This window comes from Bacillus sp. Hm123 (genome assembly GCF_051842975.2).
Lineage (GTDB): Bacteria > Bacillota > Bacilli > Bacillales > Domibacillaceae > Bacillus_CE.
This window is the reverse complement of record NZ_CM200277.1, coordinates 185,156-204,414: the sequence shown is the minus strand read 5'-3', so window position 1 is coordinate 204,414 and position 19,259 is coordinate 185,156. Positions and strand designations below refer to the sequence as shown.

Genomic DNA, 19,259 nt, shown 5'->3' with positions numbered 1-19,259 from the left:
GATGTTAAATGGAAATATTTGATATAAATTTTGCGATTGAGCATTTTCCTGAAGTATTAAAAGGTGTGCCGGTTACCTTGCTTATAGCCGTTGTGTCTATTATTATCGGCTCCCTTGCTGGGCTAGGATTAGCGCTTCTTCGTGTGTATAAAGTTCCCGTACTCAATCAGATAACAGCCGTTTATATTTCTTTTATACGAGGAACCCCCCTGCTTGTGCAATTATATGTATTCTTTTACGGAATGCCAGAACTGATGAACTGGATCAATCAAACATGGGCTACCACTTGGAATGCAGATGCCATTTCCCCATTGTGGTATGCATTTATCGTCTATTCGATGAACGCCTCTGCCTATACAGCAGAAATTTTCCGCGCCTCCTTAAACTCAGTTGCGAGAGGGCAAATGGAAGCTTGCTATAGTGTAGGAATGACAACGTGGCAAGGATTATGTCGTGTTGTCTTTCCTCAAATGATCGTGATGGCATTGCCCAACATGGGGAATATCTTTATTAATTTGATCAAGTCCACCTCACTGGCATTTGCCGTTAAAGTAGTTGAAATTATCGCTATCTCTAAAATTATCGCTAATCAAGGATATAATTTCTTAGAAATGTACTTAGTCGCCTCGATTATTTATTGGGTGATTTGCTTATTACTTGAAGTAGCATTCCATTACTTAGAGAAATATGTGAGCATATATAAACGAAAAACAACTGCTGCTGTACAATAAAAAGAAGGATAGGGCTGTCCGCTTAGAGACACGCCCTTCTTATGTATAACTAAACGTTTCATATGATAATAAATCCTCTTAATACTTCACAATTTTCGTTATTCCATGCTCTGTTAGATAAGTTTTATTACTTAATTCTACTTTCCAATTTTCAGGATCTAATCGATAGGTCATATATTCATTTTGATAGGTTAGACTACCGACATTTATGTATATATCGCTCGGATTTCTTTCAATTTTCTCCAAATAATAGTCTTCATTATGTTGATTCGGCATATGTAATAATTCTAGCACGTCTCCCATTTCCATATACTTTTCGAGATATAGCAAAAATAGATTTGTATCAGCCCCTACAATCTCATAAATATATGGGAGTGAAAAATAACCTTTTACAACGCCACTCCAACCATATTTTTCTGCATCTATAACATATAGATGCAGAAGGTCTTCTTCTCTCTCAAATACTCTACGATCGTTGTATGCTTGTATTTCAGCCGGTATTTCAAAAGGTGTTGATGAAGCTAAAAATGTGATAGCAGACACTCCTTCTCCTCCTTTCATTCCATTGTCACCGTCTCTATATCCCCCATTTTATTTCGAAAATTTCTCTCTTATCTTCAATTGTCATTTCCCCATCCATAACCTTCGCTCCAAAACATGCATAATGCCCTTGATCACTTTAATTGCTACTAATTAATTTTTCCCATTCCGCAAAAGACAGCTTATCTGTAATATGCTTTAAATGGTTAGGAACTTCCACATAACACATCAATTCTAAACTGTTTCCGTCTGGATCATTGAAATAGACGGATGCATTCCCTTGATTCGGTCGAACAAATGGATGGATCGATTTCCCATCATCAAATGGAACAGCCTCCACGCCTATCGAATCTAACCATTTTAATGACGCTTTCAAATCTTCATATGAAACTCGAAAAGCGATTTGCCGTAAAGAAGGATGATATATAGTTTGATACTCATTTCCTTCCCATAGACCTAACCAACTCTTTCCTTCTTCTATCCAAAAAAACGCCGTACTTTCATTACGCCAAGCTACTTTCAACCCCAAATCCTTATAAAATTTCACCGAATTCTCTAAACTCTTCACCGGCAAATGTGCTTCATATAGCCCCTTGATCAAGTCTTCATCCCCTTAGTTAATATGAATATATTTATCAATTAACATTACAGGAAAATCCAACCACCTTCAATTCTCTTGCAACGGTAGTACTAATGAGATAAAGCGAAAATTAGGTTCATCACCATAACTTAGGGTTGATTCATAATTCGACATGAAACGATATGAAAAAAAGCCACCCTCAGAACCTAGAATTCTAGTTCATCCCGCTACTCCTAAACAAAAAAACAACGGGAAACGACTATATATCGGATCTCGTTGTTTTTTCATGCCCTATTAGAAAGCGGCTATCACATTTTTAATTGATTACATATTCTCCGCATTGACTCTTTTGTATGCATATGTATCTGTATAAATTTCTGCTGTAAGCGGGTTAAGTTTATTTTTACGGATTTTATTAAACTGATAAACTACAAGCGCAATGTTAGCAACTAAGGCTATAAAACTTACAATAAAGAATGCAGTTGGGTTATGAGTAGTAGGTACAGGCGCTGTAACATCTGCGAACTGTGGAACTGTCATAATAAACATCGTCCATAATCCCAACGTATGTGCACGGTGCTGCAACCATGCTCCTTTTTTGATAAAGAAAGCAGGTATTGTACAAGAGAATAGCAGTATGACACCGCAGTAAAATGAATGGTCAGAAATACAGTTATAGGTATAAGCAAAGTTCCATAAGTCATAAGCAATAATCCACGGCCAGATCATATCAGGCCAGATCATATTCTTTGATTTATCTTTAGATATATAAATTCCAACCCATCCACAAATAGCGATAATATTAAGCAGCCCTGCAATACCGTTCATGATATTCCAAGGACCTGACATCAACCAAAGGTTATCTATAAATGCGCCGTTCCACTCTCCATACGTATATACTTGAAAGTCACGAATAACCGCCTCCAAAATATTAATGGCTAAAATTAATGGTGGGAATAATAATACCCACTTTTTTTTAGCTAATGAAGGAATATACCGCAGAGCCATAAACCCAAGACACCCTGCAAGAGCTGAGTAGGTCTTGACCCAGTTGAACCAGTTCCCTGTGCCATACTCATTACCTGGAGCTGCCGTAGTTGGCCAAACAAAAATAGTCAGTACTGTAGGAATAATTAAAAATAATACCAGTCCACCCCACTTAGTAGTGCGACCAAGCTCATTAAACGCCATCAAAGCTAAGAGGATAAATAGAGCTATTCCCCACCCTATAAATCCGATTTCTTCATACAATATGCCCATAACATTTTACCTCCAATATGATATGTAAAATTTGTTTTTTACAGATAAATTATAACAATAAAGTTAATTTTTTTATATAAGTTTGTGAATTTATTCACAATAAAGTTATTTTTTAATAATTCATACTAATTCCACATAAAGAAAAAGTCCTTTTTAATGAATTAGTCAGGTAGTGACCTGACCAAATCCATTAAAAAGGACACGTTCTCATAAACAATATTATAAGAAAAAATTAACGACAGAATCCTTCCTTAAATTATTATTTTATTAATTAGTTAGTGAAATTTGAATGACGTATGAGAAGAATATATTCCAATTTGAGTTTTTTTGGAAAAAGTATTTAATCATTTTATTTTCGTGCTAATTGAAGGCAACTGCTTTTCAAAATACTAGAAATGAATAATACTTTTTAATACTCTGCAGCCATTGCGTCTGCTTTCGTTTTATGAACTGTCCCAAATGGATGTTCAGGCGGTGCATAGATCGTGTAAAGTTTAAGTGGCTTATTTCCCGTATTGATAATATTATGCCATGTACCAGCAGGCACCATGATGGCATAATCATCATAAACCCGTTCTTCAAAAGATAAATGATCCTTCGTATTCCCCATTCGAACTATTCCTTGCCCTTCTTCAATGCGTAAAAATTGATCAACTGTAGGATGCATTTCTAAACCGATATCTTCTCCAGCATTGATGCTCATCACAGTCACTTGCAAATGATTTCCCGTCCATAAAGCTGTACGAAATGTACGATTTTGCTTAGTTGCCTCATCAATATTCACAACAAATGGTTTTGTACCGTAATCTTTCAATACAATGTTGCCTCCATCGTTTGAAAAGTATAGAGAAGCCAATCGATTGACAGGCTGTACTTCCGCCCAATAAATAAATTGCCTTCCATAGTTATCTACAGTTAAGTAGGTATAATACGGACGTGGATACATACAAGGAACATAGTACATCGTTCACACTCCCTTCATAATGATATATAACATTATCCTATGCACTCTGTTTAGACGATGTACGTGAAGAAGCTTATCCAAAGCCAAGTGAATCCACTCATAATTCCCTGCTATTAACCATATATTTAAACAATATAAACGGGCACCTAAGGGAGGATGAGTAGATGAGACAGAAAAAAACAATTCGCTTACGGCGAATTCAGCACCTTGCTCATGAAATTATGGATGAGATGAGCTTCAGGGAAGATTTAAAACCATCTGATCCACTAAAGCTGATGATTGACAATTTATCTCGGGCAATCGGCGATTTGGCAGATCCATTAGGTCATTATTCAATCGACTATGTAGAGGAAAAAGTAGAAAATGCTCATTACCAGCTATTCAAAAATAAAAAAAAGATCCAGTTTCACCCTTAACTCCTTTTGAAAAGAAACATAAAAATAATTTAGCAATTATGAATGAAAATGATATTTATTATCAATAATATAATTAAGGAAGGGTAACCACCTTGATGGTTACCCTAAAAAACTAAGCCTCTGGTACAAATGTTTTACAATCCGTTTCTTCACTATTGGATGCTTGCTTGCCCTTATGACTGACTACATAAATAGCATCAGCATTGCATTTGTTTCCAGAATTCCAAAATTTGCAGTTGTTCACTTCACAAAGAACATCTTGAGCCATAGTATCACACCTCCTCTTTTGTTATCATTAACAAATATGAGGTGGTTGATACTGTTTTTTTATTTATTGTCGTATGATCCTTGTCGAATGCCGTTATTAACTAGTGGAACCTACCATATTAAAAATCATGCACTGTTACACAAAGCTGTATAACAATTCCAAACGGATCTCGTATAATCCCATAGCCCGGACTAAACGAATTTTCTTCAAATGGTACTAGAACGGTCACCTGCTCGTGTTGAACAAGAACTTCATAAAGCTTACTAATTACATGCTTATCTTTAGATTGAATACACAATGAAGAGCTATTACCTAATTGCCAAGGCTGTGAAGTGTCCATCTCCTCCTCCGCAATCATTAATTTATTAGCACCGATTTCCAAAACAGAATGGGTAATATATTCATCTTGACCCTCTTCATAATGAAAATTAGGGCTCATTTCCTTCATTTCTTTGTAATTTTTCTTAAAGAGAACGTTAGCACCTAAATATTTTTCATAAAATGCAATGGCTGCCGCAGCGTCCCCATTCAAAGATAAAAACGGGATAACTTCAAGCTTCATTTTGTTGCCTCCTTCATCCATATTGATTACACTTTCAAGTATAGTCAATAAAGGTGACAAATTAAGGCACCATTAAGCGGGGTTTTTTATGAAAAAATCAGAACGTATCCATCAAATGCTACGCTTCATCAACCAAAAACAACATTTTACCCTCCAAGATTTAATGCATGAGTTTCAAATTTCAAAAAGAACAGCATTAAGAGACATCGCTTCATTAGAGGAAATAGGCGCACCGATTTATGCAGAATACGGCCGAAATGGGGGTTATCGTTTACTTAATCCAATGCAGCTTCCTCCTATTTCTTTTAACAGCCAAGAAATTTATGCACTTTACTTCGCCATGCAAGCCCTTCAAAGCTTTACAAATTTACCGTTTCAAGTATCTTTTCATTCCATTCATGAAAAATTTATCAATGAATTATCGGAAAGCCAAAGGCAAGATATAGAGAGAATGCAACATCGAATATCCTTTCGACATACAGAACAAGTCAAAGATAGTGCACATTTAGAAACTTTACTAACGGCCGCTGTGAAAAATAGCGTATTAAAAATAGATTATCAACAGAGCACTCGTACCATTCAACCAATCGCTATTTACTCGATGAAAGGCTATTGGTATTGTCAAGCTTATGATATCAATAAAGAGGCTTACCGTGTTTTCCGTTGCGATCGTATAACCTCAGCTGAAACAACAAATATCGATCCATTAGTGGATTTAAAAGAAATTACTATCCAAAATGCTCATTCACTTTGGCAGCCATCTGAACAAGGGGTTCCTTTTAAATGTCTAATTAGTCAAGCTGGTATAGAGCAATTTCAACAAGAACACTACCCTTCAATGAAGTTAATCTACGAGACAGAAAATACATATGTGGTCGGTTCGTATGAGCCAACCGAAATTGACTTCATCATTAACTATCTTGCCCGCTTTGGAAAATCGCTAAAAATAATAGAGCCTATCACTTTGAAAGAAGAATTAAGACAATATTATAGAGATTTAATTGATACTATTTAAGTGAACAAAGACTAATGTCGCAACGCCTTTGTAACCTGCACCTTGCGACCTACGTCTTACGCTTCTTCTATCATGTTAATGCGGGATAAAAATAGCGCCGACTTCTTTTTAATAGAAATCGGCACTTCGTTTAGCGTGATGCTTTTGGTGGTTGGCATACGTCACATTTACGTTGGTTATTTTTCTTGAATTTCGTAAATGTTTTTTCAAAATTGCTGCCACATGCGCATTTAAATAATAACTTTTGAGAAAAACCATGATATTCCGTCGTTAATAACTTACTTTCCGAATTGTTCTCAACAAATTCTTTAATTTTTTCGATCGTCCATCTTTTATTCATTCTCTTACACCGTTATTCCCCTCTATATTTTATCACTGAATAAAAAGAATTCAGCTTCCTGTGTACAGTTCAGACCCTTAGCGAGCCGCGAAAACCTCTAGCGGCATAGTAGGAGTCTGCTCCATTATGATACACGAAAACATGCCCGAAGCGATAATCGCAAAAAAGGGCACCACCGAGTTCTCTAATATCAGAAGGTGTTTGCACCCAACTCGACGTTTTCTTATCAAAACTTTCAAGCGTCTGCAACGCTCGATATTGTTCTTCCGTTAATAGCTCAATGCCCATGGCAGCTGCCATATCGATCGCATTATTTTCTGGTTTATGTTTCTTTCTTGATTCGAGCGCTTCACGATCATAACAAACACTTCTGCGACCTTTAGGACTTTCCGCTGAACAATCATAAAAAATGTATTCGTCCTTCTTTTCATCATAATCAACAACGTCCGGTTCTCCAGCGGTCGTTTCCATTTCATTGAGCGACCATAGCTTTTCAGTATTAGCCTCTAGCTTTTCTTGGATTTTAGCCCATTCAAGCCCTTGATGACGATGCATATTTTTCTCAAAACGGTCTTGTAATGCTTTAAGTAACTCTTCAAGTTGTTCTAATGACAATTCCTTTTTATTACTATTCGTCATATTACGTCCTCCTTGTTGTCGTGCAATTTGATATCCCCCGACTACTTTGCTCCTGTTTTTAACAGAATTTGTTCAATTTCTTTAAAACCTTTCTCGCGTGCATGTTGTAAAGGAGTGACATGATCTTTATCAGGTATGTTCACATCTGCTCCATAATCGATCAATAGTTGCACCGTTTGCTGCTGTTTCTCGTCTCCATCATTCAATATAATCGCTTCTAGTAAGGCTGTCCAACCGAGATTATTGATATGGTTCACATCAGTATCGGTATTAGTAAGAAGTTCTTTGACCACATTCACATATCCATGCTCTGAAGCAGGAATCAAAGCCGTTCCTCCATAGCGATTAGTAATCGCTGGATCGGCACCTGCTTCGATCGTTAGTTTTAGAATATCAATATATCCTTCTGCACCAGCATACAAGAAGGGATTATTTCCCATGTTATCCTGGATATTAACGTCCGCACCCGCGTCAATTAGAAGTTTGGCTGTTTCAACATCATTATTATAAGTAGCAATCATCGTAGCCGTACGTCCTTCTGAATCCTGGGTATTAATATTTGCCCCTTCTTCAATAAGCTTGTTGATCATGGCTGTTTCTTTACGTTCTACAGCTTGAATCAGTTGCTCATTCACACCCTTTTCGCTCTCCTTTTCTTGCTTATTTCCCTCTCCTTCGTTATCCGACACACAGCCTTGAAGGATGAAAAGATATCCAAGGACTATTATTAGTCGCCCCCACACGAAATACACCCTCCTATATTCTGTTTTTTCATGCTTCCGTATTAGCTTCAGATACTCCGAAAAGAAGCCCTTGATTATCTAAACAATAAGCAAAGTACCCCATAGCGGGAATAGCGGTTTTAGGTACAACTATTTGTCCACCATTTTCAGTCACTTTTTTTAAGTATTCATCAATTGAAGGTACTTCGATAGAATTAGTAGTTCTCGTAGCACCGTCAGGAGACTTCATTAACCCACCATCGATACCATGTTTACTGCTCTCGCCCGTAATAATAAACCAATAATCTTGTGGGCCAGGCATCTTCTCAAACTTCCACCCAAAACTATTTGTATAAAATTCAATTGCTTCTTCAGGGTTAGGCACTTGAATTTCAAATCTTAAAACTCTACTCATTTTAATACCTCCCTTTGTTCTTTAGTTTCAGTATATCATCTATAATCTTTTTTCTATAAACAGAAAAGGAGCTTATTTACTCCCCTTACATACATCGTATACAGATATTTTATAACTTAACAATCGTTCTTCCCAGGCGTAGAAAGGAAGCCTCTAGCGCATAGAACGGATTGGCGTAGTAATTGAAAAAAATCCATTTTGAATGGATCAAAATGGATTCTTTCGGCTTCGATTTTACGGCCTTCTCTAATAAGCATCTAAAGTCAGACTTGTCTCTAACGCTAGTTCAATCATATCATTAAGAGCCACTTCTCGTTCTTTTGCCGTAATAGTTTGATTGGTTAGGTCGTGGTCTGTAACCGTTAAAATAGAAAGTGCCTTCGCATTAAATTTAGCAGCAACTGTATATAAAGCGGCTGTTTCCATATCACTCGTTAACACTTGGTAAGACGCTAGATTGGCTCGTGCTTCCTCATCCCCGTCATAAAATTGGTCATCTGTTACTACTAAACCCGCTTTAATCGATTGATTTAGTTTCATCCCCATTTCATAGGCACTTTTTAGTAATTCAAAATTAGCTAATGGGGCATAAGAATAATTTCCAAAAAGATGCTTATACATATTAGAATTCGTACATGCCCCCATCGCCAAGACAATATCCATCTGCTTCACATCTGGGTGCTTTGTTCCACTAGAACCGATACGAATTAAGTGCTTAACACCGTACTCTTGAATTAATTCAGTTGAATAAATCGATATAGACGGCATGCCCATTCCTGTTCCTTGTACAGATATACGTTTCCCTTTGTACTTCCCTGTGAATCCAAGAATACCGCGAATGTCATTATAACAAACAACATCTTCTAAATACGTTTCCGCTATATATTTAGCTCTCTTAGGGTCTCCAGGCATTAAGACCGTTTCTGCAATATCGCCTTGATTCGCTTCAATATGAAAACTCATCTTCCCTCTACTCCTTTCTAGCTAACGATGCTTTTCTCTAATCCTTTTGTTGGATCATTCGCCTCTTTATAGTCTCTTTTCCACTCTAATAATCCATCAATACTAATAAATAGATTAATTAAATTAAGAATAATCATGACGTATAATCCAGTTGTTGCACAAATGACTGTTAAGATAATGTTCATAGCGATCCATGTATACCAGTTTTCAATAAACTTCTTGCTTAATAAATATTGTCCAACTAGCCCCAGAACCGCTACAAGAGCGTCTAAATACGGACTAGTGGCATCTGTATATCGAATTTGAAAGAATGACCAAACTGCCGTAGCAATCAGGATGACAAACGACCATGCCATAATCCCTTGCCTAGATAATTTCCTTGTTGGCGCCACATCTTCTTCACCTTTATTTTTAATCCAGTAGTACCATCCATAAACATTAAATAATAGTTGAACAAACGAAAGGACGACCATGGCATATAAACCGGTTTGAAAGTAAATATACATAAAGCTAGTCACGGTGATCGCACCAAATAAGAAGTTAATTACTTTTTGACGTGCCAATAGCCAAACATTCAGCACGCCCATTACGGAAGCAAATATTTCAATATAGGATGAGTTCATGTACAAACCCGCTACTATACATACAATTGTTGAAACAACAACAAACAAAGGGTTTTTGATCATTTTTAACACTCCTTTACTAATTATGGTGATGAATAAATCCTTTCGAAAGGGTTTTCATTTTTTCCAGTCAATCATGCTTTAACCTTTCTTGATCTCGTATGATGACAACGTGATTTTGTATATCAATAATCTTCTTTTCTTTCAAGCTAGATAACACCCTGTTAATGCTTCTTTGTGTCACTGCGAGCTTTTCACTAAGTTCGTGTTTGTCGATTGTCACCGCTATCCCTTCAGGACCCCTTCTGCCTTTAGGAATCTGTTCTATTAAATTTTTACAAATTAAATCTTGTAAAGAATACAGCTTATGATTTTCATCTTTCTTCGTAATGGTATAGGAAAGTTCCACTGTTTTTTGAATGAAGTAATGGTTGAAATTCTGATCTAACTTTAACCACTCTAAGAAATCATCACGTTTCAAAGAAATAATCGTAACATCTGTGACTGCTTCGACATTGCTCATAAAAGCTTGTTGATGAAAGATCTCTAGCTCTCCAATCATGTCACCCGTTTGATAAGTAGTTTGCACATACTTTTTTCCATTTTCAGCAACAACATAAATGTTCGCTAGACCTTCAACGATAATGCTGAACGTATTGTAAACCTCACCTTGATGAAAAATTTTTGAACCGCTTTCAAAATGTTCTACACACCAACTTTTTAATATCTCATATGGACAATACTTAAGCATTTCATATATTTTTTTGTTACTTTCCACATAATTACTAATCAATTGTATTTTCATGAACTCACCTTCATTATATATTTTTGTTCGATCATAAAGACAGGACATTCATCTCTATATTTTCCATAAAATCCTTCTATTAGTGTTTCAAAAAAAAGAAATCGGGACACACGTCCTAATATTCTTTCTTTGAGCACACGTATAATGACAAAGATAAGCGCATGTTTTGAAAAAAGATCGATCAAAACACGCGCTTATCTTATATTATCAGACTATTAAAGATGGATCTTTTTCTATTCCTCCCCTTTTATTTTCCAAATCAATAAAAAAGGGGGATTTGCCAACTTTTTTAATCTGTTTATTGAATACTCAACATCAATGCTAAGTACATGGAAATAACAAAGAATAGACTCATGCCAAATGCTAAAATTGCAGGTGCTTTCTTCATAAATGACCATAAAAGTAGTACTAAGAAGGCAACAGCTAAAGAAAACAAAAGTCCACTCATCGCATTTAGTCCAAACTCAACAGCTACAGGAGTTTGTAACGTACCACCATAGACATATTGAAAAAGAGGAGTCATCCCGTTACTTTTTAAAGTTGCATCAATTCCGTAAGCCGGGGGCTGTTGACCAAGAACGGCAGTAGCTGTGAAGGTGAGCAACAATACTACACTTTCCGCTTTCACCCATGGAATAAGCTGAAAGGAAAGATCCTTTTGAAGTTGTTTCTTCGCCCAAAAGCCATTGATGAAGGCAAAAAAGAAGATCGGAATAATAATTAAGTGTTTAAGCAACATTGATTGTCCGTAATTCAACACCCAAGCATTGGCGTAATCTTTCACCTCTATCACTAATGTCATCATCACAAATCCCGTTAGGATCGTAAGAAGAAAACAGATGATCGCTACAGGTGTAAACCATTTCAAAAATGATAGCCAGTTTTCTTTATTTTTTGAGAACCAGCTGACCACCAACAAAATGCCCACCCAAACACTAACAGAAAGAAAATGAATAGCGTGATAAATAGAGCCCGCTATTTTGTCTAAAGACGCAGAATGCCCAGCCCAACTCAATATAAAGATGAGAAAAACCGTAAAGACAAGAGCAATAAGCGAATAGCGTTTATTCTCGAAAATCGGGAAAATAGAAACAAATATATAAAGGAAAAACGAAACAATAAATGTTAGAATCCAAGCTTGTCCCACTTCAAAACTGGAGAACACATTTTGAATCGATAACGATAAGCCTATGTTTTCTTGAAGCATGGAAATTAAATAGACAACGGGCATTAAGGAGAAAAAGACAACCCCTAATATGGCTAGTTGAACTCCTCTTTTAGGGAGATTGATCATCGGTTTTTTACCATCTGGAATCAATTGGATAATAAAAACTCCCATTAAAAAAGCAAAGCAAACATACAATAACAATTCGGTTAGATAGAGAACATAGATCATTTTTTCCCTCTTCTAATCAACCAGACAGCTGTTTGAACGGCCGCAAAAAGTAAAAAGCCGGTTATAATCGAGATAACAATACTCGGATTTGTCTTGCTTTGCTCTTCTTTGTCGACAACTGATGATTGATTGGCTTCTTTCTCTGTTTTATCAATAGTAGCTACTTCCTCTTTTGACTCATCTATGACACTCGGTTGCCCTTCAGCTTTATTGCCCTGTTTCTGTGCAACAGTAAATGTGTATTCTCCTTTAATGAGATGTCCATCTTCTCCGACAATGCTCCAGTTTACCGTATAGAGTCCTTCTATCAACGACTCACTTGTCGTTCCAATCAGTTTATTTTTATCGATTTGCATATCTTCAAGCGCAATTTCTGTGCCTTTTTCGTCAAATAGCGTGAACAAACTACCCTTTTCAATGGATGTATTAAACTCCATTGTAATTTCTTTCACTTCTCCTTTGACCGTCTCTCCCTCTGCCGGATCAGCACTTTGCAATCCAGTATGAGCAGAGACCGTTGTTGAAAATGCCATCCACAGACATAGTAATAAACACATAGCTTTCCTCAAAACATTTCACTTCCCTATACATAACAATTTTTTGATTCTTAGTCATTTATTGATACAACGATCGTGTATCACCCCCACGACAAACCCTATAAGGTTCGTGAGCTACACTGTTACTATACTGCAAAAATTATTAACACCCAATGTATTTTAGTATCTTTTTCTTAATAACTCAATATATTTTACAAGCTGGATTATTTAACCATTAGGTGTAATTTCAGAGGAAAGTTTGAATAAAAAGTCCCCTTCGATCTTTATTTAACAACGATTAAAAAACTCCATTTTGAAAAAAGATTGATCAAAATGGAGTTAATCTATTTAAATTTACTGAATCTGTTTGAGAAATACCTAAAAATAATGAGATCGCCAAGGTATTTGATATTGGAAGTTCATCTATAACAGCTTGCCAATCATCAGAGGACTGACCTAATCCATGAAGAAAAATCAATTTCATATTCAACTAATCCTCCTAATTAAGGACACCGTGCAATAAGCAAGTATTTCATTTGGAATAAATAACCTTTTTATTATACTGAATATATTTAATAAAAAAAGCACCCAAATATCGAGTAGCTTTCATTGCTAATGGCGCTAACCCAATACCTATAATAAAAAGAATACCGCTACTAATTGTTTGAATAATATCAAATTCTTGTAGGCCCATTTGATTGACTACTATTAAAATAATTGGAGATAACACAAACGAAACAACAATAGTCCACAAAGAAAATAATAGTGAAACTAACGTTATTGCAATTCCTAAAAATATGACAATATTAAAGAATATGACTCCGAACAAAGCAAAATAATTAATTCTTTTCATAAATATCACCTCCAATTTCCGAAAAATTGTTCATTGTAAAAATTTTCTTTTTCACTCACTTTTTATTATAATCAAACTTTTTTAGATAAAATCAGACTCTAGACCGATTTCACATTCCTATTTTTAGATAAATGACTTGATATATCAATGTTCTCTTTATATTTTGCCTTATCAAATTAAACACTAAAAAGCACAGTACGCGGTTATTCAAGCATACTGTACTTTAGTGAGAGAACTATTACTGGTTATTATTTTTTCTTGCTTTTGCTCTTTGATCTGCTGCTTTTGAACGTTCTTGAGCAACTAAATCATCCCGATCAGCCAGCTCTTGCGAAAATTCAACATCTCGACCATCTGATTGAAAAGCTCCAGCTGTATTCGTCACTCGATCATTATCGCTTTTGAACATGTTAAAAAAACCTCCCATTATAATGTAATACTCATATAGAATGTGTAATTTAAATTAACTTCATTCATTTTTTGCTTAGGATTCATAAAACTCGAATGTATTTTTCTCTAAACATATTGCTTCATCGGAATTTTTGATAATAATATCAAAACGCTGACTGTACGGATGCATAAACACTTCGTACTGAATCCGACGTTCTTGATGAGACTGCCTTAAATAATTGATATCGGCTCCCCTTTCAACGATATCACGACTAGATCTTCTCATTAATTCCGTTTCGCTATCTGTATAAAAGTAAATTTTCAAATCAAATAAATCGGGATTAATAAATGCGACATTCATTCCTTCTACAATCGTTACTTTGTTTTTTGAAGAAATTAACTCGCTTTTCATATAATGCGTATCTATCGTATATAAATCTAAACCAGCTCTAACCATCTGAACATCTCTTTCTAAAGCAGGCAAATGATGCGCTGACGGATGACAAGCCGTCATTTTATAATGATGATCTTCATTTTGATATGTATAGTGAATAATTGCATGCTTTCGTATGTTTGAATCCACAATGTATGGATCTGTATTAATATAACTCACTTCATTTTGATTTAGTTGATTTACGAGCCTATTAGCAAACGTTGTTTTTCCAGCAGCACCATGCCCCGAAATGCCAATAATAATCTGTTTATCTGTCATACCGATCCAATTTATGATTTCTTGTAATAATTTATCCATTATGCTCCCCCTCGTATATGCAATCATGCAGCGCAACAATAATGCCAACTTAAAGCCAGCTATTTTCTAACAAAAAAATGAACCTCATTGGTCCATTCTTCTCAAGAGGGACAAAGGCTAATGTTGCAACGCCTTTGTAACCTGCATCGTGCAGACCCGAACCAATCGGGCGTTTACCGGCTGTTGATCCCCCCACCTACACGCTTGCGCTTCAGTTCATTCTCCTGCCATGTTGAGGTGGAAATCTTACAGCCCGTTAATGCGGGATAAATATTATGTAGATAACATTATAGCAGAAGTTAGCTATGCTTAGTAGCAGATTAAGCAATCAGCGCGCTTATGCAGTATAATCGGATTGAATCTCCATGTACTGGAGATAGTAAAATAAGGTGTTGGAGGTGAGTCATTTGCATTCAAACAGCAACATGGATTTTCAGAAACAATATGTTTCTGATTGTAGAGCTGAGGCTGGTACCTTTTCGATTGGGGAAGTGGCCAAAATGGTTGGAATTCAGGTCAGAACCGTCCGTTACTACGATGAAATTGGATTAGTCAAACCTACTAGCTACACAGAAGGGGGACATCGATTATATACGGAAGAAGATATCTGGCGTTTAGAGCTGATTATTACTTTGCGCTATCTGGATTTTGGCATTGATGAAATAAGCCAGCTCATTTCTGGAGAATTACCGGTTGAAAAAGCACTTGACTGGCAGATCGAATCACTCACGACGCAGGTTAGCGCGCTTACGAATATGATTACGATTTTACGTCAAGCGAAACAGCACCAAGAGCATTCCCTACGATACCTTTACGATCTCGTGCATGAAAAAGCATTAACCATCGAAAAACGGAAACAGTTCATTTCTGAGAAAGTAGAGGCCTTGAACATGTTTGACAGGATTCCTTCTGAATGGAGAAATCCAATGTTATTTTTTTTCAACAAGTATGTCGTCCATCAGCCTAAAACAACCGCTAAACAAACGGCTGCATGGCAAGAGCTGCAAGAGCTCATGAACGACCCTCAGTTTGTAGCGGATCTCAAAAATGTCGAGTTGTTGTTCTCTCATGTCGTCCATCAGCCTCGAGATCATGCGTCTATATGGATCAGAAAGCTTGAAAATATCCAGGATCGGTTGAATAATGCATTGAAGCAAAAATGTTCAGCGGGAAGCCAAGTTGTACAGAGCATTGTCGAGGATATGGCCATGCTGTTTGCGAATTCAGAGCAATTGGGCCCTAAAGAAGAGTTCTTCCATCGCTTTGTCGAATATTGTGAGAGTACTCGAACAAAGCCTCTCGAACGATGTAATACGTTATGCGCCATCATTAGCCCGCAATATCACCAGCTGTATAAAGGAAATCTCTTATTATATCAAGGTGTCCAATGGAGACTTCAGCGTCAATAAGCCCTTCACGGATCATCGAGGGCTTAAGGCCCTCAACGATTCATATATAAGGCTTAATCTTTTTGCAGCGTGTAGTCAGGATGCTCGCCAATATTTTTCTCCAATAGCTTAAAGGGCTGCTGTTTCAAATAATGATTAAAGAAGTCCAGCGAGTAATCGTTAATGATACGGTGAACCTTTCGTATATTGACGTCTACCATCCGCTCGAATAACGGTGAGAGCAAGTAGAAATCAGTGAAGCCCACATGGTCATTTTGATTTATTGTCAACCAGTAATTCCCGCCCTCTGTCACATGATCGTACCGGGCAAGCACACGTTCCATCATCTGAGCTTGCTCCTGATCTGTCATCTGCTGAGCAATATTTAAAGAGTGATCAGCACTCATTAATAGAAAAGGCTTCTTCAAACCTTCTTCAAGAACTCGGAGCTTACCATAGAGGACCCCATCCATATTAATGGCCGCTTTGATTCTATCGTCTCTCATGAGCATTTGGGTACTTGTTGCCCCACCGAAAGAGTGACCGAACATCCCCACGTTCTCCATATCCATTCGTCCCGTAAAACGTTGGTTCAGATCATTTGTGGCCAGCTTCTCCAATTGATCGAGTGCGAACTTCGCATCCTCTACCCATCCCTCATTGGCTTGATCTAAATAGTCGGCTGAATCTTTATCTTGCGGCACATAGTAGGCTACGCGCCCATCGGCAAAAACGGTTGCTGCACTACTGTAAGTGTGATCGATCCCTACCACGATATAGCCCTGACTGACTAATTGCTCGATCTGAAAGGTGTTCTGGTTCTTAAACATAGTAAATCCATGAGAGAACAGTAGTACCGGATAGACAGATTCCAGATTGGAAATCTCTACGTTTTCGATGGCATGCGTCTTCACATGACCAAAAGTGGTAAACAATAACTCCGGCATATTCAAAGCCTTACTCAATCCCTCTGCATATACATCCCCGTCGGATAGATAAGGGACTAGCTTGCCTTTCGCTTTCGAATCGGCAGGGTACCAAATTTGTACTACTACCTTTCGTTTGTCACCAGACTCAGGCGTAAACGTTTCTTCACGCTGTTCATCTATCCATTCATATGTAACCGTGCCTATTTTGTACGGACCCGTTGGCTTTTCGAAGGTAAATACCGGAAGTATGAGCGGCAACGCCACGGTCACGAATGAATAAATTATCGCTAGCACTGTCACCGTTATAAGTTTTACACGGGATGCTTTTTTCCCCACCCGCTCATCAGACTTCGCCGGATTGGACATCAATCTGCCAACTACAACCGCTAACGGAACTACGGTCATCGCATAAGCCGGAATCATCTGCCAGCGTATTCCTTCTATAATCCCATGCAGCAGCATAATGATGGCAGAAACGCTGAAACCAATAAGCAGCCCACGTAGCAGCTTTCTCTTGGAAAATATGATCCATCCAACCATCAAAATATTGAAGACAATAAATATCATCTCAAAAAACCTCATAAGAATTGAACCTCCTCGTTCACATTAGCTTCTTGCTAACTTAAACGATACAATATCCAGTAGGTGAAGATTCAAGCCTTATCCTATTGATCCATTCACTGCCCTTTATCCAAAAAGCGAATCAGAAATATTTAAGGTGTCTTTTGATTTATTTTCATGCTAGTATTCGTTCCAACATCACCAAAAAGTATCGTCCGACGTCAACACAGATATCCGCTGAAGAGCTTTTATAGTAAAATTAACTAAAAATAAATTTTCTAAAGAGGGAATCTCAAATGAATAACAAACAGTGGAGAGTAGGAATTTTTCTATTTGATGATGTAGAGGTTTTAGATTTTGCAGGACCATTTGAAGTTTTTTCAGTAACAACATTAGAAAATGATGAAAAACCTTTTGTTGTTGAAACGGTATCAGAAAAAGGAAACTTAGTAGAATGGAATATGATATTGTAATTTAAATCATTATTGAACAAACGGTGCGATTTTTGAAAAAGAAGTAAGAGGTTGGTACATATTAGTCATGACTAATATGTACCAACCTCTATTTTATAAGACTTTTTATGAATTAGGTCTTGATAAAAAGCGTAATCCATATTCTAAAGAAAAACCCCATACTTTTTAGTACAGGATTTTGATCAAACTTTGTTTCAAAGCTACAGAAACTCACTATAACAAATTTCTTGCCGATTCTATAAAGGCCCTTAACGATGGTGAAATCCATTTCTCTTGATGCCACAACATTTGAGTAGCAAATCGGATTTCAGATAAATCCCAAGGCAAAGTAACTAGTTCCCCCCGCTCCAACTCTCCCTTTAGCGCCATTTCAGGTAATAAGGCAATACCAAGCCCAACCATTGCACACTGTTTAATGGCCTCTACACTATTAAACTCTAGTTCCGTCAAGCTATCAGCACCTTTTCGCAATAACGTGCGATAGAAGAACGTCCGATAAGAGCAACCCTTTTCACTTAATAGCATATGCTCCCTATTAAAATCTTCTATGCTTAATGTAGAGCATGAAGCTAATGGATGATCAGGGGAAACGACCATAAGAAATGATTCGTCCAATAAAAGCTCTGTATGAAGGTCCGTAGATAGGATCGGTTCATCCAGTATAAAGACCACATCAACATTTCCTTCTCTCAGACTCTGCTTCAAATTGTGACTAGATAGAGGCCTAAACAAAAGACGAACGTGCGGATATTGTTCACGAAAATGCCGGAGTAACGCGGGTAGCCGATATGTACAGAGTACTTCGTCTGCACCAATAGTAATCGTACCAGTTAATTCTCCGCTCTGACTTGAGACATACCGAGCCTCCTCTATATCATTTAAAATTTTGTTAGCATAGGGTAACAATTGATGACCTGCATCTGTTAATACGACACTCTTGCCTAAGCGATCCAGTAACTTAACCCCCAACTCTTCTTCTAAAGCCTTGATTTGCATAGTTACAGTAGACGGAACATAGTTCAATACTTCAGCAGTGCGGCTAAAGCTGCGTGTGGAAGCAAGTGTCCAAAATGTTTTTAGTTGGCGAATTTCCATTAGAACAGCACCTTTCAATTCAAAAAAATTGAACATTATAATCA

The 19,259-nt window shown here is 37.0% G+C and carries 25 protein-coding genes and 1 pseudogene; 5 read left to right on the top strand and 21 right to left on the bottom strand.

The genetic code is table 11. The annotated features are described in order from the left end of the window. The first annotated feature begins 8 nt into the window (after positions 1-8). A complete protein-coding gene (locus tag ACSVDJ_RS01225) occupies positions 9-731 on the top strand; it encodes an amino acid ABC transporter permease (protein ID WP_439170692.1) in 723 nt (240 codons plus the stop codon). A 78-nt stretch (positions 732-809) separates the two neighbouring features. On the opposite strand, the gene ACSVDJ_RS01220 is transcribed toward ACSVDJ_RS01225, so the two are convergent. From ACSVDJ_RS01220 to ACSVDJ_RS01205, 4 genes are all read right to left on the bottom strand, one after another. Next, positions 810-1,292 carry a hypothetical protein gene (locus tag ACSVDJ_RS01220; protein WP_518619802.1) on the bottom strand — a complete coding sequence of 161 codons (483 nt, stop codon included), beginning with the start codon at positions 1,290-1,292 and terminating at the stop codon, positions 810-812. A gap of 118 nt (positions 1,293-1,410) precedes the next feature. Continuing rightward, positions 1,411-1,872, bottom strand: coding sequence for a VOC family protein (locus ACSVDJ_RS01215; protein ID WP_439170695.1), 462 nt, complete (start codon positions 1,870-1,872; stop codon positions 1,411-1,413). 303 nt (positions 1,873-2,175) lie between these two features. Then, positions 2,176-3,111 (bottom strand): DUF5692 family protein, encoded by a 936-nt coding sequence (locus tag ACSVDJ_RS01210; protein WP_439170696.1) that lies wholly within the window; start codon positions 3,109-3,111, stop codon positions 2,176-2,178. Between the two features lie 409 nt (positions 3,112-3,520). After that, the gene (locus tag ACSVDJ_RS01205) at positions 3,521-4,075 is read right to left on the bottom strand and encodes a cupin domain-containing protein (RefSeq protein WP_439170698.1); all 555 of its coding nucleotides are present in this window, start codon (positions 4,073-4,075) and stop codon (positions 3,521-3,523) included. A 164-nt stretch (positions 4,076-4,239) separates the two neighbouring features. Here ACSVDJ_RS01205 and ACSVDJ_RS01200 point away from each other — a divergent pair, with 164 nt between their 5' ends. Further along, positions 4,240-4,491 carry a hypothetical protein gene (locus ACSVDJ_RS01200; RefSeq protein WP_439170699.1) on the top strand — a complete coding sequence of 84 codons (252 nt, stop codon included), beginning with the start codon at positions 4,240-4,242 and terminating at the stop codon, positions 4,489-4,491. Positions 4,492-4,603: 112 nt separating this feature from the next. Here ACSVDJ_RS01200 and ACSVDJ_RS01195 read toward each other — a convergent pair whose 3' ends face one another. Continuing rightward, on the bottom strand, positions 4,604-4,759 hold the full coding sequence (locus ACSVDJ_RS01195; RefSeq protein WP_439170700.1) for a DUF1540 domain-containing protein: 156 nt from the start codon (positions 4,757-4,759) through the stop codon (positions 4,604-4,606). A gap of 118 nt (positions 4,760-4,877) precedes the next feature. Further along, complete coding sequence (locus tag ACSVDJ_RS01190; RefSeq protein ID WP_439170701.1) at positions 4,878-5,321, bottom strand: VOC family protein; 444 nt, start codon at positions 5,319-5,321, stop codon at positions 4,878-4,880. Positions 5,322-5,409: 88 nt separating this feature from the next. Here ACSVDJ_RS01190 and ACSVDJ_RS01185 point away from each other — a divergent pair, with 88 nt between their 5' ends. Next, entirely contained in the window at positions 5,410-6,336 is a 927-nt protein-coding gene (locus tag ACSVDJ_RS01185) for a helix-turn-helix transcriptional regulator (protein WP_439170702.1), read from the top strand. A gap of 130 nt (positions 6,337-6,466) precedes the next feature. Here ACSVDJ_RS01185 and ACSVDJ_RS01180 read toward each other — a convergent pair whose 3' ends face one another. The 13 genes from ACSVDJ_RS01180 to ACSVDJ_RS01120 form a co-directional block, all read right to left on the bottom strand. After that, positions 6,467-6,676: a hypothetical protein gene (locus ACSVDJ_RS01180; protein ID WP_439170704.1), complete on the bottom strand. Its 210-nt coding sequence runs from the start codon at positions 6,674-6,676 to the stop codon at positions 6,467-6,469. Positions 6,677-6,745: 69 nt separating this feature from the next. Further along, entirely contained in the window at positions 6,746-7,315 is a 570-nt protein-coding gene (locus ACSVDJ_RS01175; protein WP_439170705.1) for a DUF4256 domain-containing protein, read from the bottom strand. A gap of 41 nt (positions 7,316-7,356) precedes the next feature. After that, the gene (locus ACSVDJ_RS01170) at positions 7,357-8,019 is read right to left on the bottom strand and encodes an ankyrin repeat domain-containing protein (RefSeq protein ID WP_518620572.1); all 663 of its coding nucleotides are present in this window, start codon (positions 8,017-8,019) and stop codon (positions 7,357-7,359) included. A 67-nt stretch (positions 8,020-8,086) separates the two neighbouring features. After that, positions 8,087-8,452: a VOC family protein gene (locus ACSVDJ_RS01165; RefSeq protein ID WP_439170708.1), complete on the bottom strand. Its 366-nt coding sequence runs from the start codon at positions 8,450-8,452 to the stop codon at positions 8,087-8,089. Positions 8,453-8,698: 246 nt separating this feature from the next. Further along, a complete protein-coding gene (gene deoD / locus ACSVDJ_RS01160; RefSeq protein ID WP_439170709.1) occupies positions 8,699-9,415 on the bottom strand; it encodes a purine-nucleoside phosphorylase in 717 nt (238 codons plus the stop codon). 17 nt (positions 9,416-9,432) lie between these two features. Further along, the gene (gene pnuC / locus ACSVDJ_RS01155) at positions 9,433-10,101 is read right to left on the bottom strand and encodes a nicotinamide riboside transporter PnuC (protein WP_439170710.1); all 669 of its coding nucleotides are present in this window, start codon (positions 10,099-10,101) and stop codon (positions 9,433-9,435) included. Between the two features lie 67 nt (positions 10,102-10,168). Next, on the bottom strand, positions 10,169-10,843 hold the full coding sequence (locus tag ACSVDJ_RS01150) for a Crp/Fnr family transcriptional regulator (protein WP_439170711.1): 675 nt from the start codon (positions 10,841-10,843) through the stop codon (positions 10,169-10,171). Positions 10,844-11,141: 298 nt separating this feature from the next. After that, the gene (locus tag ACSVDJ_RS01145; RefSeq protein ID WP_518619793.1) at positions 11,142-12,239 is read right to left on the bottom strand and encodes a CopD family protein; all 1,098 of its coding nucleotides are present in this window, start codon (positions 12,237-12,239) and stop codon (positions 11,142-11,144) included. Next, positions 12,236-12,772, bottom strand: a complete 537-nt coding sequence (locus ACSVDJ_RS01140) for a copper resistance CopC family protein (protein ID WP_439170714.1) — start codon at positions 12,770-12,772, stop codon at positions 12,236-12,238. Before ACSVDJ_RS01140 ends, ACSVDJ_RS01145 begins: the two co-directional genes overlap by 4 nt. 331 nt (positions 12,773-13,103) lie before the next feature. Then, positions 13,104-13,265: a hypothetical protein gene (locus tag ACSVDJ_RS01135; protein WP_439170715.1), complete on the bottom strand. Its 162-nt coding sequence runs from the start codon at positions 13,263-13,265 to the stop codon at positions 13,104-13,106. 42 nt (positions 13,266-13,307) lie between these two features. Beyond that, on the bottom strand, positions 13,308-13,628 hold the full coding sequence (locus tag ACSVDJ_RS01130; protein WP_439170716.1) for a DUF1700 domain-containing protein: 321 nt from the start codon (positions 13,626-13,628) through the stop codon (positions 13,308-13,310). A gap of 238 nt (positions 13,629-13,866) precedes the next feature. Continuing rightward, positions 13,867-14,037, bottom strand: a complete 171-nt coding sequence (locus ACSVDJ_RS01125) for a YfhD family protein (protein ID WP_439170718.1) — start codon at positions 14,035-14,037, stop codon at positions 13,867-13,869. A gap of 75 nt (positions 14,038-14,112) precedes the next feature. Continuing rightward, positions 14,113-14,769, bottom strand: a complete 657-nt coding sequence (locus tag ACSVDJ_RS01120) for a uridine kinase family protein (RefSeq protein WP_439170719.1) — start codon at positions 14,767-14,769, stop codon at positions 14,113-14,115. Positions 14,770-15,176: 407 nt separating this feature from the next. Between ACSVDJ_RS01120 and ACSVDJ_RS01115 the strand changes: the two genes are divergently transcribed. Continuing rightward, positions 15,177-16,178, top strand: coding sequence for a MerR family transcriptional regulator (locus ACSVDJ_RS01115; RefSeq protein ID WP_439170720.1), 1,002 nt, complete (start codon positions 15,177-15,179; stop codon positions 16,176-16,178). A 53-nt stretch (positions 16,179-16,231) separates the two neighbouring features. Here ACSVDJ_RS01115 and ACSVDJ_RS01110 read toward each other — a convergent pair whose 3' ends face one another. Further along, the gene (locus ACSVDJ_RS01110) at positions 16,232-17,668 is read right to left on the bottom strand and encodes an alpha/beta hydrolase family protein (RefSeq protein ID WP_439170721.1); all 1,437 of its coding nucleotides are present in this window, start codon (positions 17,666-17,668) and stop codon (positions 16,232-16,234) included. A gap of 275 nt (positions 17,669-17,943) precedes the next feature. Between ACSVDJ_RS01110 and ACSVDJ_RS01105 the strand changes: the two are divergent. Continuing rightward, positions 17,944-18,099 (top strand): annotated as a pseudogene (locus ACSVDJ_RS01105) (DJ-1/PfpI family protein); the annotation flags it as partial. A gap of 234 nt (positions 18,100-18,333) precedes the next feature. Here ACSVDJ_RS01105 and ACSVDJ_RS01100 read toward each other — a convergent pair. Further along, the gene (locus tag ACSVDJ_RS01100; protein WP_439170744.1) at positions 18,334-19,215 is read right to left on the bottom strand and encodes a LysR family transcriptional regulator; all 882 of its coding nucleotides are present in this window, start codon (positions 19,213-19,215) and stop codon (positions 18,334-18,336) included. Positions 19,216-19,259 lie beyond the last annotated feature (44 nt).

Coding starts and splice junctions, on each gene's coding strand:
- ACSVDJ_RS01200 (WP_439170699.1), top strand. CDS start 4,240: ATGAGACAGAAAAAAACAATTCGCTTACGGCGAATTCAGCACCTTGCT.
- ACSVDJ_RS01145 (WP_518619793.1), bottom strand. CDS start 12,239: ATGATCTATGTTCTCTATCTAACCGAATTGTTATTGTATGTTTGCTTT.
- pnuC (WP_439170710.1), bottom strand. CDS start 10,101: ATGATCAAAAACCCTTTGTTTGTTGTTGTTTCAACAATTGTATGTATA.
- ACSVDJ_RS01130 (WP_439170716.1), bottom strand. CDS start 13,628: ATGAAAAGAATTAATTATTTTGCTTTGTTCGGAGTCATATTCTTTAAT.
- ACSVDJ_RS01195 (WP_439170700.1), bottom strand. CDS start 4,759: ATGGCTCAAGATGTTCTTTGTGAAGTGAACAACTGCAAATTTTGGAAT.
- ACSVDJ_RS01110 (WP_439170721.1), bottom strand. CDS start 17,668: ATGAGGTTTTTTGAGATGATATTTATTGTCTTCAATATTTTGATGGTT.
- ACSVDJ_RS01180 (WP_439170704.1), bottom strand. CDS start 6,676: ATGAATAAAAGATGGACGATCGAAAAAATTAAAGAATTTGTTGAGAAC.
- ACSVDJ_RS01190 (WP_439170701.1), bottom strand. CDS start 5,321: ATGAAGCTTGAAGTTATCCCGTTTTTATCTTTGAATGGGGACGCTGCG.
- ACSVDJ_RS01100 (WP_439170744.1), bottom strand. CDS start 19,215: ATGGAAATTCGCCAACTAAAAACATTTTGGACACTTGCTTCCACACGC.
- deoD (WP_439170709.1), bottom strand. CDS start 9,415: ATGAGTTTTCATATTGAAGCGAATCAAGGCGATATTGCAGAAACGGTC.
- ACSVDJ_RS01225 (WP_439170692.1), top strand. CDS start 9: ATGGAAATATTTGATATAAATTTTGCGATTGAGCATTTTCCTGAAGTA.
- ACSVDJ_RS01185 (WP_439170702.1), top strand. CDS start 5,410: ATGAAAAAATCAGAACGTATCCATCAAATGCTACGCTTCATCAACCAA.
- ACSVDJ_RS01125 (WP_439170718.1), bottom strand. CDS start 14,037: ATGTTCAAAAGCGATAATGATCGAGTGACGAATACAGCTGGAGCTTTT.
- ACSVDJ_RS01220 (WP_518619802.1), bottom strand. CDS start 1,292: ATGAAAGGAGGAGAAGGAGTGTCTGCTATCACATTTTTAGCTTCATCA.
- ACSVDJ_RS01175 (WP_439170705.1), bottom strand. CDS start 7,315: ATGACGAATAGTAATAAAAAGGAATTGTCATTAGAACAACTTGAAGAG.
- ACSVDJ_RS01210 (WP_439170696.1), bottom strand. CDS start 3,111: ATGGGCATATTGTATGAAGAAATCGGATTTATAGGGTGGGGAATAGCT.
- ACSVDJ_RS01165 (WP_439170708.1), bottom strand. CDS start 8,452: ATGAGTAGAGTTTTAAGATTTGAAATTCAAGTGCCTAACCCTGAAGAA.
- ACSVDJ_RS01140 (WP_439170714.1), bottom strand. CDS start 12,772: ATGGCATTTTCAACAACGGTCTCTGCTCATACTGGATTGCAAAGTGCT.
- ACSVDJ_RS01120 (WP_439170719.1), bottom strand. CDS start 14,769: ATGGATAAATTATTACAAGAAATCATAAATTGGATCGGTATGACAGAT.
- ACSVDJ_RS01205 (WP_439170698.1), bottom strand. CDS start 4,075: ATGTACTATGTTCCTTGTATGTATCCACGTCCGTATTATACCTACTTA.
- ACSVDJ_RS01150 (WP_439170711.1), bottom strand. CDS start 10,843: ATGAAAATACAATTGATTAGTAATTATGTGGAAAGTAACAAAAAAATA.